This is a genomic window from Methylomagnum sp., assembly GCF_054333355.1.
In genome coordinates this window covers 1-14,760 of the sequence record NZ_JBTEKS010000076.1, presented here as the reverse complement: position 1 = coordinate 14,760, position 14,760 = coordinate 1, and the positions used below count along the sequence as shown (strand labels likewise).

The following is a 14,760-nucleotide window of genomic DNA, read 5'->3' as shown; positions in this document are numbered from 1 at the left end:
CAACAGCCCCGCCAACACCTCGACGCTGGTGATAGGCGCGGGCCTGACGGTCCGGGGCCACGGCACGCTGAGCTACTGGACCCAGGGCCAGGCGATCCTCAACCTGGGCACCCTGGACGCCGACGCGGCGAACCGGACCCTGACGGTCAATCCCGCCACCTTCACCAACAATGGCTTGGTAAGCACCAACACCGGCACGCTGACGATTAGCGCCCCGTCCTTCGCCAATAACGGCACGCTGCAATCCGTCACCGGCCTGTTGTCCGTCAATGTGTCGCCGACCATCGTCAATATCGACGCCACCAAGTACGGCTTCGCCTTCCCGACCGACCCCGCGCCCGTGCCCGGCCAGGTCATCTCGCCCATCACCAATCCCACCGGCGGAGCGCTCAACCGACTCACCCTGCCCGCTGGCACCTACACGGTCAGCAACGGCACGGGCCGGTCCGGCGCGAATGGTTCCTACACCGCGTGGCGGATCGACGGCGGCGCCAATTGGGTGTGGAATTTCGTGGTCGCCGACGACGCCACCCATCAGGTCGTGGTGTACGGCGAGGCGGGCAGCACTCAGAGCACGCAAGCGGCGGTCGCGGCCCAGCCCGCCGTGCAGAACTTCGCCACCACCTTCACCTTGCCGACGGCCACGACCCTCGACTTCATGGTCCGCGACTACGGCCTGACCGACAACGCGGGCGGCGTGGCGCTCAACATCAGCACGGGCGCGGCGGGCACCAGCTTCGCCACCAACGCCGGGGTCATCGACATCGGGACGGCGGGCACCGTCAAATTCAACAACGCCAATCTGCTCAACGCATCCACCGGCACCATCCGGGGTTCCGGCACACTCAACCTCGGCGCCGACAGCTACAAGCTCACCAATTTTGGCACCCTGAGTCCGGGGGCTTCGCCGGGCCATTTGAATATCGTCGGCGGCGTGGTTCTAGAATCCGGCAGCGTCACCAATGCCGAATTGAATGGCCGACTGCGGGGGGCGGGCTATGACTCGATCACCGCCAGCGGTGCCATCACCATCAACGGCGGCAGCACCCTGAATTTGTCCAGCGCCAACCGCTTCGCCCCCGTGGCCGGCGATGCGTTCCATCTTCTGGAAGCTGGGGCCACGCTGTCCGGAAGCTTCAGCACCATCAATTCGGGCTTCGGCACGCCGTTCAACACCCAGTACGACGGCAAGAACCTCGCCATCCAAGCGGACACCAACGCGCCGGTGCTGATTTGGGGCGCCAACGCCAACGGCCAGTGGGAAACCGCGTCCAACTGGAACCAGCTTCCGGGGGAATCCGGTAAACGAGTTCCCCAGGCGGGCGACATTGTTTTGATCGACCGGCCCGCCGGCGCCTATACCGTAACGGTCGGGTCCGGTGCGCAAGCCGCCACGCGCTTGGTCACGGCGGAAAATCTGACCCTCGCCTCGGGCGGCACCCTGACCTTGACGGATGCGTCAACGATTGGCGCCTCCGCCACCCTGAGCATCGCGGGTGGCACCTTGGTCGCCGACGGCGCTGTCCAAGTGGATGGCGGCTTCGCGCTGAGTGGCGGCACGCTGGCGGGCAGCGGACGGGCCACGCTGTATGGTCCCGGTACGTGGACCGGCGGCAGCTTCACCGGCAATCTCGAATTGTCCGGCGCCCAGCCGTTGCAGGTCATAGGCAACCAAAGCTTCACGGGGCGGCTGAGCGGCTCTGGGTTGGTGAATGCGGCGGGAGCCATCCTGACCAACAACGGCGTGATTTCGCCAGGCGCCTCCGGCGGCGCCACCACCGTGGGTTCCCTGGCTATCTTGGGCGACTACCAGCAAGGCTCCCTGGGCACGCTGGAAATCAATGTGGAAGCCTTCGGCACCGATACCATCGCCGTCAGCGGCATCGCCACCCTGGCGGGCTCACTCAATGTGAGCGGGGCTGGCAATGTCGGCAACTACACGGTGCTGACCGGTGGAAACGTGAATGGCACCTTCGACGCCGTCAATTCGGGGCCGTTCGTCCTCACCCCGATCTACGGCCCCACCAGCGTGGCTCTGGACATCACCGGCTCCACCAGCATCTTCTGGGACGGCGGCGCGGGCACCTTCCTGTGGACCGACGCGGCCAACTGGAGTACCGATTCTCTGCCGGTCAGCGCCAGCTACGTGACCATTGATCCGTCCTCGCCCTCCCTGGTTTTCCCGCTGACCTCGCCGGTTGTCCTCAATGCGGGCGATCAAGCGGCGGCGACCCTGATCTGCGGGGCGGACTTTACTTTGTCCGGCGGTAGCCTGACAGTCGGCGACGGCGGCGCGACGTTCAATGGCGGATTAATCCTCAACGGCGGCACGCTGAGCGCCAGCGGCAATGTCACGGCCAACGGGGCGGTCACCTGGTCGGGCGGCACGGTGACGGGCGCGGGCACGCTGACCACGGCCAGCACGACCACAGTGAACGGACTCTATGGCGCGGCGACCCTGCAAGACAAAACCTGGGACAACAACGGCGCAATCACGCTGACCGGCACGGGCAGGATCGACCTCATCGACACCGCCGCGCCCAATGTGGCGGTGCTGAACAATTCGGCGGGCGCCAGTCTGGCGGTGAACTCGACGGCGACCTTCCCGGTGAGTTCGACCGGCTCCAACCAGTTCAACAATTACGGCGTAGTCAACTGGAACTCGGATGGCGGCGTGGTGTGGATGTCGGTGGATTCCAGCCACCTGGGCGACTTCAATAATTACGGCACGGTCAAGGTGGCGGGCGGCGACCTGGGACTCCAGGCCGGGGGCGTCGATAGGGGGGTTTACGATGTGGCGGCGGGCCGGACGCTGACCTTCTTCGGCTACAACGGCGAAGTGCGGCACTGGCAGACCAGCTTGGCGTTCACCGGGACGGGCGCTCTGCGGATTGACAACAGCGAGGTCATGATCGACAGCCCCGTCACCCTGGATGCCACCGCGCCTGCCCTGACCCTCTCCGGCGGCGGTGCTTTGAATTCGCTCGACGCGGCGGCGAGCCTGACGATCCATAACGCCTTCACCTGGACCCACGGCATCCTCAAAGGGCCGGGCTTGCTCACCACCACGGGCGAGACCTATTTGAACGGCGCCGGTCTCTCGGCGGTGCTGCTGGAGAAGACTTGGAATAACAGCGGCGTCATTCTCCAGACGGGCAGCAATTCCCTGTTCTTGGGAGACAACGATACCGCCGCCGCGCCCGCCCCGGAACTCAACAACTTGGCCGGGGGCGTGTACACGATGGCCTCGACGGGTGGCTCTCCCCTCTATTTCAGCCACGGCCACTTCAACAACGCGGGCACGCTGAACTGGAATGCGCCGGGGACCATTTACTTCTACAGCGACGGCGGCTTCAACAACACGGGCCGGGTCAACGCCAGCGCCGATCTGACCGTGCACGCGGACGGCACCGACGCTGGCGGTTATCTGGTCGCGGGCGGCGCCACGCTGAAATTCGAGAGCGCGACGAGAGCCTGGGCACCGGGGCTGGTGTTCGGCGGTTCCGGCGCGTTGCAGGTGAGCGGGTCCGCCATCACCGCCAGCACGCCCCTGATCTTTGGGCCAGCGGCGGGAACCCTCACGCCGACGCTGACCTTGCTTAACAGCACGCTCGACGCCGCGTCGCCCATCTTGATTGGCAACGCCTTCGCCTGGACGGGCAGCACGATCAAGGGCGCGGGCACCCTGACCACCACCGGCTTGACCACGGTGGATGGCGGCGCGACCTTGCAGGATAAGGTCTGGAACAACAGCGGCACGGTCAGCCTGACGGGGACCGGGTACTTATACTTTCAGCACGCCGTCGATCCGACGCCGCCCACCTTCAACAATCTGGCGGACGGGGTGGTGCTGATGGAATCCACCGCCACGAACCCCATCGACGGGAGCGGCACCCGGATATTCGACAACGCGGGCCGGTTGGATTGGAACGCGACGAACGCGGACCAGGGCCATAGTTGGCTGAGCGCCACCACGCTCAACAACAGCGGCACGGTCAACGTCAACGACAATCTCTCCCTGTGGGGAGCCGACGGCACCGACACTGGCGTTTACAACGTGGCGCGGGGCAAGACCCTGAGCTTCGTCAACACGGCGCGGACCTGGGGTGCCGGGCTGGCCTTCAACAGCACGGGGACCGCCACCGGCCAGGCGTTCCTGTCCATCAACGGCGGCACCGTGACCGTCAATGCGCCCCTCGCGCTCGGCGCGGACGCGCCCGCCCTGACCCTGGCGGACGGCGTGGTGGACGGGGTGGCGGGCCTGACGCTCAACAACGGCTTCACCTGGACGGGCGGTTTGATAAAGGGCGCGGGCACGCTCACCACCACCGGCGCAACGAGCTTGAGTGGGACGGGCGCCCTCCAGTTGCAGGACAAAACCTGGAACAACACCGGAACCATCGCCATCACTGGCTCCACGGGCGTGTACCTGTTCAACGCGGACGCGGACGCGGACACGGACGGCCGCACGCCGACGCTTAATAACCAATCCGGCGGCGTGATTGACGTGGAGTCCACGAACGCCTCGCCCATCTTCGGCTACGCCCCCAGCGAGTTCAACAACGCGGGCACCTTGATCTGGGGACCGGCGACCTTAGGCACCAGTTCGGTGTACGTGAGGACGTTCAACAACAGCGGCTTGGTCAGCCTCGCTCAAAACCTGACGCTGGACACCGCCGATGGCACCGATTCCGGCGCCTACGCCATCGCCGACAAAACCCTGACGTTCTACAACTCCGCCAGGAATTGGAATGCCGGGTCGACCTTCAGTGGCTCGGGCAACCTCGTGTTGACCAACAACAGCGTGGTCACGCTGAACACCCCGCTGGCGTTCGGTACGCCGGGGAATCCCGCAGTTCATTTGACGGTGCAAGAGAACGCCACGCTGGACGCCGCCGCCGACATCACGCTGGGCAACGATTTCACCTGGAACGGCGGCACCCTCAAGGGCGCGGGCCTGCTGACCACCACGGGCGCCAGCACGCTGGGTGGCACCGTGGCCTTGCAAGACAAGACTTGGCACAACGGCGGCTCGATCACACTGGCGGGCGCGGCCTCGCTGACGCTGCATGACACGGAGGTGGCGACGCCGGTCACGGCCAAGCTGGTGAACCTGGCGGGCGGCGTGGTCAGCCTCAACTCGTCGGCCAGCGACGCCATCGGCAGCTTTGGCGTCCCGGCGTTTGAAAACGCGGGAATGCTGACCGGCTCGGGCGGCATTTGGCTTGGCTCGGCGGGAACGCTGACCAATACCGGCGTCATCGCCCCCGGTTCGGCGGGCGGCGTCGGTGCCCTGTCCATCAGTGGCAATCTGGCGCTGGGCGCGGGCGGCTCGCTTAACATCGACCTGGGCGGGACGGGCGCGGGGCAATCCGACACGGTGACCGTGAATGGCAACGTGACCATGAATGGCACGTTGAATGCCACCCCGATAGGCGGATATACGCCCGTCAATGACGATAAAATCGCGTTCCTCCTTAAGACCGGCACCGCGACGGGCACCTTTGCCACGATCAACGCGCCGACCAATTTCCAGGTTGGCTATAACCTCTTGAATGGTGAAGCGGCCCGGCTGCAATACATCACCGGCCCGTCGGTGCGGTTCTTCGACAACGGCAACGGCGATTTCGACTGGGGCAAGCCCGCCAACTGGTCGGGCGACATCCTGCCGGGTTCCACGGACGAGGCGAAGATCGACGCCGGATTCGCGGTGACTCACGGCTACGGAACCGACCTGATCCGGCTGTTGACCATCAACGGCGGCAACTCCCTAGAGGTTTCGGGCGGCTCCTTAACGGTGTCCGAACAGACCACGGTGGACGGCGCACTGACGGCATCCCATGCGGGCCAGGTGCAGCTTGATGGACCTTTGGCCGGGACTGGCACGGTGAATGTCAGCGCCACCTTGACCCTCAATGGCGGAGCTACTGGATTCGCCGGGCCGTTCAACAACGGCGGCACCGTCAACGTCAACGCGGGCACCGTGAGCCTGACGGGCGGCGGCGAGAGCCATGGCCGCTTCAATGTCGCGGGCGGTGCCCTCCTGGATTTTGGCGGCGGCACTCACAACCTCTACGGCTCAATGGAAAACGCCGGGACGGTTCAGGTTAGCGCGGGCAATGTGGGCCTAGGGGGCACCTGGAACAATGCCGGGCTGCTGTCGGTCACGGGCGGCGCGTTCAGCCAAGGCGGCACGCTCGCCATGGGCGGGCCGGGCAGCCAGTTCAGCCACACGGGCGGCGCGGTCAACGTCAACGGCCTGTGGGACGCCGCCGGGCACACGGTGGACCTGGGTGCGGGCGGGGACTTCACGCTCAGCAGCGGCACGTTCAAAAACGGCATCCTGACCGCCCTCGGCGGGACGCCGCTGACCAGCGCCAGCGGCAACCTGGACGGCGCGACCCTCGGCTCCGACCTCACCGTGAACGGCGACCTGTTCGTCCATAACGGGCTGGCCCTCGCCAGTGGCGTCGAGGTGCGGGCCAACAGCGGCGACTGGTACCTGAAGGGCGCGTCCTGGACCCTCGGCCCGGCGGCGGGTGGCAGCGCCACCCTGAGCCTGGCGGGCGTCCGGCTCATCACCAACCAGGACGACCTCGTCCTGACCCTCGGCGCGGGACTGACCCTGCGGGGCCAGGGCGAGCTGTTGAGCTGGAGCCAGAACAACGCGGTCGTCAACCAGGGCACGGTGGACGCCAATGTGGCGGGCCAGACGCTCAGCGTCTACCCGACCGCGCTCACCAACACCGGGCTGATGCGGGCGACGGCGGGCACCCTCAGCGTCGGCGGCTCGATCACCAACGCCGGGATACTCTCGGCGGACGGCGGCGCCGTCAACCTCTACGACAGCCTGACCAACACCGGCACGGTGCGGGTCGACGCGGGCACCCTGAACCAGGATGGCGGTGCCACCTGGACCCACGTGGGCCTGCTGTCGGTCACGGGCGGCGCGTTCAACCAATACGGCACACTCACCCTGAGCGGGCCGGGCAGCCAGTTCAGCCACACCGGCGGCACGGTCAGCCTCAACGGGCTGTGGGACGCCGCCGGGCACACCGTGGCCCTCGGCGCGGGCGGCCCCGTCACCCTGTCCGGCACCTTCAAGAACGGCACCCTCACCAGCGGCGGGCTGGCATTGCTCAGCGCCTTCGGCACACTGGACGGAGCCACGCTCGGCTCCAACCTGAGCGTCCAGGGGAACCTGAACGTCCGGGGCGGGCTGACCCTCGCCCCCGGCGCGACGGTCTCCGCCGACGCCAGCCAATGGTGGCTGCACGGCAGCCAGACCCTCGGGACGCCGGGCACCGCGACCCTGAGCCTCGCGGGGACCGCGCTGATCGCCACCGACGCGGGCGACGCCACGACCTTCGGCGCGGGACTCACGGTCCAGGGCCACGGGGCCGCGTATGGCTGGAATCCCGACAACGCCTTCGTGAACCACGGCACGTTCCTCGCGAACACCGCCGGGGAGACCCTGTTGGTCAACCCGGCCAGCCTAGCCAACACCGGGCTGATGCGGGCGACGGCGGGCACGCTCAGCGTCGGCGGGACCATCACCAACTCGGGAACCATTACGGCGGACGGCGGCACCGTCAACCTCTACAACAGCCTGGACAACACCGGCACAGTGCGGGTCGACGCGGGCGTCCTGAACCAGGATGGCGGTGCCACCTGGACCCACGCGGGCCTGCTGTCGGTCACGGGCGGCGCGTTCAACCAATACGGCACGCTCACCCTGAGCGGGCCGGGCAGCCAGTTCAGCCACACCGGCGGCGCGGTCAGCCTCAACGGGCTGTGGGACGCCGCCGGCCACACCGTGGACCTCGGCGCGGGCGGCCCCGTCACCCTCAACGGCACCTTCAAAAACGGCGTCCTGACCAGCGCCGACGGGCTGGCGCTGGTCAGCGCCTCCGGCACACTGGACGGTGCCACGGTGGGCGGCGGCCTCGTCATCCAGGGCCACCTCAGCCTCAGGAACGGCCTGACCCTCGCCCCCGGCGCGACGGTCTCCGCCGACGCCAGCCAGTGGTACCTGCGCGGCAGCCAGACCCTCGGGACGCCCGGCGCCGCCATCCTGGCGCTGGCGGGAACCAACCTGATCGCCGCCGACGCCGGGGACGCCATCACCTTCGGGGCGGGCCTCACCGTCCAGGGCCACGGGGCCGCGTATGGCTGGAATCCCGACAACGCCTTCGTGAACCACGGCACCTTCCTCGCCAACTCCCCCGGCAACACCCTACAGGTCAGCCCGGCCAGCCTGATCAACAATGGCCTGCTGCAAGCGGTAACTGGTGCGCTGTACCTTGAGGGACTCGCCAGCAATGCTGGAATCATGGACGTGGCGGGCGGCGCGTTGATTCAGACCAACGCCAGCCTAATCAACGCCTCAACCGGCATGGTTCGTGGGGCGGGCACGCTCAACCTAGCGGGCGGGGCGGGTACTCTCACCAATGAGGGCGTTCTCGCCCCCGGCGGCAACGGCACGGCGGGCACGCTTTCCATTCTCGGCAATCTGCAAAACACCGGCACGATTGTGGCGGAAATCGGCGGCACCACCGCAGGCACGCAGTACGACGTGTTGGCCGTGTCCGGCAACGCCACGGTGGGCGGCACGCTGAACAGCCCGCTCATCAATGGCTACATTCCGCCCGCTGGGGAGAGCTTCGACATCCTCACCGCCACCGCCGCCAGCGGCAGCTTCGCCACTTTGAGCCTGCCCACCGGCTTCAACGGTGCCATCGTGGGCGGCAACCACTACCGGCTGACCAACAGCAACATCGTCTGCGCGGGCGTGTGCTGGGACGGCGGCGCGGGCACCTCGTTCTGGTCCGACGTCGCCAACTGGACCGGCGACGTCCTGCCGGGTCTGAGCGACATCGTTTTCATCAACTTGGTGGCAGGGATTGAGGTCAACCACGCCAGCGGCGATGACAGCATCAAGGGGCTGAACACGGCGCTCCTCAACAACCTGACCATCAGCGGTGGCTCGTTGACCCTGAACGATTCCGCCACCCCGTCCACGCTGGCGGGCGACTTGACCATTGGTGGCGGCAGCTTCACGGCCAATGGCCCGCTGTCCACCGCCAACCTAACACTATCCGGCGGCACGCTGGCGGGTGCCGAGGCCATGGATGTCGCGGGCGATTTTCACTGGACGGATGGCGTGCTGACGGGCGGCGGCTCGTTCGCGACCAGCGGCGCCAGCACGCTGGACGGCGCGGCGACCAAGGTTTTCCGGGACAAGACCTGGAACAACGCGGGCACGATCACGCTGGCCGATGGCAGCCTTCTCCTGGACAGCGTCGGCAGTTCGGCGGTCTTGACCAACACCGGCGTCTTTCAGGTGAATACGACGAACCCCGGCGTTTATTCGCTGCAAGGCTCCGGCAATGCGGTCTTCAACAACGCTGGCGTCTTCGATTGGAACTCGCTGAACCCGCAGATGGGCTACGCCACGAGTTTCATCAACGCCGGCACGGTCAACGCGAACCAAACCCTGCAGGCGGTGTTCAATGGCGAGAATACGGGCACCTACTTCATCGCGCCGGGTGCCATTCTTGATTTCGCTTCGGGAACGCAGAACCTGAATTCGGGCACCAGCTTCACCGGAAGTGGGCTGCTGTTGCTGAATGGCGCGGCGGTCAACGTGAATATTCCGGCGGCGAGCCTGTCGGCGGGTGGTCCCGCCGTGAAGATGCAGGGCGGCACGGTGAACACCGCCGTCAGCCTCACGGTCAACAGCGGCTTCACCTGGACCGGCGGCACGCTGGCGGGGGCGGGCAGTTATCGCTTCCTGAGCGGCTTCGATTACTCCGGCGGCAGCATGAACGCCAACGGTGCCGTGGAAATCCTCCACAGCGGCGGCGTTCTCAACCTGCCCGCCATGCCGTCCATCACCAGCTTGCTGGCGCGGTCTTCCGGCGGCATCCAACTGCTGGGTTCCATCGCGGCCAGCGGCGGCGGCGACGCCATCGTCCTGGTATCCGGTGGCGGCTTCCAAAACACGGCGGGCGCCTCGGCCCTGAGCGCACCCAATGGCCGCTGGCTGGTGTGGTCCAACGAGCCGGCCAGCGACAACCGGGGCGGACTGGCCTACAGCTTCAAGCAATACGACGCCGCTTATGGCGTTCCCGGCAAGGATACGGTGCTGGGGGCTGGCAACGGCTTCCTATATTCGGTCGCGCCAACCGTGACGCCGACCCTGGCCGGCACGGTCAGCAAGACTTACAGCGCCGACCCGGATGCCACTCTGGCGGTGGCCAACTACGGCTATACCGGCGCTATCGACGGCGACACGGTGGTTCTCAGCAATCCCACCAGCGGGTTGTACGACAACAAGAACGCCGGGACCGCCAAGACCGTGACCGTTGGCGGGATTAACCTCCTCGGCGCCAATGACGGGGGGGCCGTTGTCTATGGTTATGGCCTGTCGTCCAACACCGCCAGTGCCGCCATTGGAACGATCAAGTCAGCCACACTGACCGCCGAACTGGTCCAGACGGTAAGCAAGGTTTATGACGGGACCACCGCCGCTGCGCTGGGTGCCAATAACCTCAGCCTGTTGGGGGTCAAGGGTGACGACGATGTGCTCGTGACCGCCGCTGGTGCCGGCTTCGACACCAAGAACGTGGGGACGGACAAGACCGTAACCGTGACGGGCCTGAGTCTAAGCGGCGCGGACGCAGGCAACTACGCGCTCCAATTCGCTACCGATAGCTCGGACGTGGGGACCATCACCCCGGCCAGCCTGACCCCCGGCCTAACGGGGACCGTGACCAAGGTCTACGACGGCGCGACCGCCGCGACCCTGGACGGGGCCAGCCTCGCGCTGTCCGGCGCCGTGACTGGCGACGCGGTGGGCCTGTCGGCCTCCGCCGCCAGCTACGACAGCAAGCACGTCGGCACCGGCAAGGCCGTGACCGCGACGGGCCTGAGCCTGACCGGGGCGGACGCGGGCAACTACGTGCTGGGTTCCGCCAGCGCCAGCGGCAACATCGGCGCCATCACCCCGGCCACCCTGACCCCCGGCCTAACCGGGACCGTGACCAAGGTCTACGACGGCACGGCCACCGCGACCCTGGGCGGGGCCAATCTCGCGCTGTCCGGCGTGTTCGGCGGCGACGCCGTCGGCGTGGCGGCGGCGGGCGGCGGCTACGACACCAAGAATGTGGGCACCGGCAAGGCCGTGAGCGCGACGGGCCTGAGCCTGACGGGGGCGGACGCGGGCAACTACGCCCTCGGCGCGACCGGCATCAGCGCCAACATCGGCGCCATCACCCCGGCTGGCCTCACCGCCACGCTGAGCGGCACGCTCACGAAAGTCTATGACGGCACCACGGCGGCGGCGCTCGGGGCGGACAACATCATCCTGTCCGGCCTCATCGGAAGCGACACGGTGACATTGAATGGCGGTAGCGGCCATTTCGACACCAAGAACGTCGGCACCGGCAAGACCATCACCGTGACCGGACTCATTCTCGGCGGAGTGGATGCTGGCAACTATGTGCTGGGTTCCAGCGATGCCAGCGCCGCCATCGGCAGCATCACCCCGGCCTCCTTGACCGCCGAGCTAATCGGCACGGTGAGCAAGGTTTATGACGCGACCACCGCCGCTGCCCTGGGTGTCGGCAATTTCAGCCTGATTGGGGTCAAGGAGACCGATGAGGTGCTGGTGACCGCCGCCAGCGCCAGCTTCGACACCAAGGATGTTGGGACTCGCAAAACCGTGACGGCTTCCGGGTTGGCCCTGAGCGGCGGGGACGCTGGCAACTATGCGCTGAATGCGGCGACCGATAGCGCCGCGATTGGCAGAATCACCCCCGCCGACCTGACCGCCAGCCTGGGCGGCACGGTCGCCAAGGTCTATGACGGCACGGCGGTCGCGAGCTTGGGCGCCGGGAATCTCGTCCTGTCCGGCGTGCTGGGCGGCGACATGGTCGTCGCGAACGGTGGCAGCGGCGTTTACGACACCAAGGACGTGGGCACCGGCAAGGCCGTGACCGTGACCGGACTGAGCCTGGGTGGCGTGGACGCGGGCAATTACACCCTGGGCAGCACCGCCGCCAGTGCGCCGGTGGGGACGATCACCCCGGCCAGCCTGACCGTTGCGGCCAGCGGTGCCTTGGTTTCCAAGGTGTACGACGGCACCACCGCCGCTAATCTGGGCGGGGCGGATTACGCGCTGAGCGGCGTCATCGCTGGAGACTCGGTGGGCTTGAACGGAAGCGGCAACTACGACAACCCCAACGCGGGCACCGGCAGGACCGTAACCTTCAGCAGCCTGAACCTGAACGGCGTGGACGCGGGCAATTATTTGCTCGGCAATGGCTCGTTCATCGCCGCCAATGCCCAAATCGACTTTGCTTCCATGATCTGGAGCGGCCTCGGCGGCGACAATCAGTGGAGCAACCCGCTCAACTGGACGCCCCAGCGGCTGCCCGACAGCAATTTCGATGTGGATTTGAGCGGGCTGGGTTCGGCCTTCGTGACCGTCGGCCCCGGCGACCTGACCGTACACAACCTGAGCGGGGGCGCCAACCTATCGCTGATTGGCGGTAGCTTGAGCCTCGAGGGTTCGGGTTCGTTGAATAACCTGCGCGTCAGCGGCGGTAGCCTCACCGGGCCGGGCGGCTTGTCCGTGGAGGGATTCTTCCAGTGGAGCGGCGGCACCCTGTCGAACACGGGCGGGGTCAACGTCACCGGGCCAGTGACCCTGACCAACACGGTGCAGTTGGATAACACCCTGACCGCTAACAACGTGGTCAACAATGGCTCACTGAACCTGGGCGCCCGCGGCGTGCTGCATGTCAACGGCGACTGGACCAACACCGGCGGCGTGGGCGGCTTCGGCACCATTGAATTGGGTTCCGGCCAGAATGCGTTGATTAACCAAGGCGTGTTCTCGCCCGGCGCTTCCCCCGGCGTTCTGCATATCGTCGGAAACTTCGTGCAGGGCGCTTCGGGCGTGCTAAAGATCGAACTGAACAGCGCCGACCCGTCGGGCTTCGACCGTCTGGACATCAGCGGCTCCGCTCAACTCGGCGGCACGCTGAACGCCAGTGGACCGGCCCCCGTCGGCAGCTACCCGATCCTGTCCGCGCAGGGAGGCGTCAGCGGTGCCTTCGCCACCGTCAATTCTGGCGGGGCCAATCTTGCCGCCCAATATCAAGCCCAGGGCGTCACCCTCGTCAGCGCAACGGCGCCGCCGTCACCGCCACCAGAACCCGAGGACACGGTCATCCCGCTTAATTCCCAGGCGGTGGTGACCGGGTTGCACACCTCCGCTGCGTTGAACGCTAGCGGTGGAACCAATGGCGGGGACGACGACGGCGATGATGGCGGGAGTGACTACACGGCCAGCAATCAATGGACCGGCCAATACTTCAACGCCGGTGCCGTGGAGCAGGGCGGGCCGACCGTGACGGAACCCGCCGGTGTCGTCGGCGGCGAAGAGGGCGAATTCGGGGGAACCGAAGGCGATGGCAAGGACGGCGCCACGACCGGAAACCGCAAGTCTTCCAGAAAACTACAAAATTGCCGCTAGCCATGAAACACACGGATTGCCTACGCAAACTGGTCTTCCTGCTGGTGTTGCTGGCGGCGGCGTCCACCGCCTGGGCCGAAACCGCCGGCACCATCACCCATCTGTCCGGCACACTGAGCGCCAAGCGCGGCGACGGGAAGCGGACGCTGCTGGCGGTCGGCTCGGCCATTCAGGTCGGGGACGTGCTGGACACCTCCCACAACACCTACGCCCGCATCAGGTTCGCCGACAACGGCGAGGTGGTGCTGCGTCCCGACAGCCGCATCCGGGTCGAGCAATACCGCTTCGTGCCGGAAGACCCCTCGTCGGATCGCTCCCTCATCGACCTGCTCAAAGGCGGACTGCGCCGGATCAGCGGGATGATCGGCAAGCGCAGCCCGCCCCAGGACACCATCCAGACGCCGGTCGCCACCATCGGTATTCGCGGCACCCATTACGGCCTGCTGCTGTGCCAGAGCGTCTGCAAGGATGGCGCGGGCAGCGGCGGCGATTCGTCCGGCGAGAGGGCCGACGCGGCGGCTTGCCCCAACGACTGCGGCAACATCCCCACCCTGAACGGCCAGCCGCTCAAGGCGGGCTTGCATGTGGACGTGGCGGCGGGCGAGGTCGCCCTGAAAAACGAGCAAGGGCTGCTGCCGGTGCTGGCGGGCCAATTCGCATACATTAGGGACTGGATCACCCCACCGATGATCGTGCCGCCAGGGCAGGGCGTTCAAGTCACGATACCCTCGTCCATCGCCCGCAATCGGGGCAAGGGGCAAACCCTGGATATCACCAAGTGCAACGGCCAATGTGTAGTGCAATGATCCCGAGCGACAACGCCACCCGCCTGTTAAAGAGCCTGCTGTTGCCCTTGCTGCTGGGCGCTCCTGCGGCCTGGGGCCAGACCGATGAGGCCAGCTTCGCCATCAAGCGCTATCAGATCGAGGGCAACACCCTGATACCGCAGGCCGAGGCGGAGGCGGCGGTCCAGGGTCTTACCTGCGCCAGTTGCGCCTTTGAAACCATCGAGAAGGCCATCGAGGCGCTGCAAAACCGCTACCGCGCCGCCGGTCATGGCACGGTCCTGGTGACGGTGCCGGAGCAGGAGTTGACCGAGGGCGTCATCCGCCTGCAAGTGATCGAGCCGAAGATCGAGGCGGTCCAAGTGCAATACGATCCGCCGGAGGGCAAGGACAGTTTCGACGAGGCCAACATCCGCGCCAGCCTCCCGGCGC

The 14,760-nt window shown here is 66.7% G+C and carries 3 protein-coding genes; all 3 read left to right on the top strand.

Annotated features, from left to right (window positions below):
• Positions 1-28 precede the first annotated feature (28 nt).
• Positions 29-13,543, top strand: coding sequence for a YDG domain-containing protein (locus tag ACXWUF_RS08280; protein WP_458503273.1), 13,515 nt, complete (start codon positions 29-31; stop codon positions 13,541-13,543).
• Positions 13,544-13,545: 2 nt separating this feature from the next.
• Positions 13,546-14,349 carry a FecR family protein gene (locus ACXWUF_RS08275; protein ID WP_458497377.1) on the top strand — a complete coding sequence of 268 codons (804 nt, stop codon included), beginning with the start codon at positions 13,546-13,548 and terminating at the stop codon, positions 14,347-14,349.
• Positions 14,346-14,760, top strand: a 415-nt coding sequence (locus tag ACXWUF_RS08270) for a POTRA domain-containing protein (protein WP_458503272.1), incomplete at its 3' end; no start/stop codon positions are given. The genes ACXWUF_RS08275 and ACXWUF_RS08270, both read left to right, overlap by 4 nt.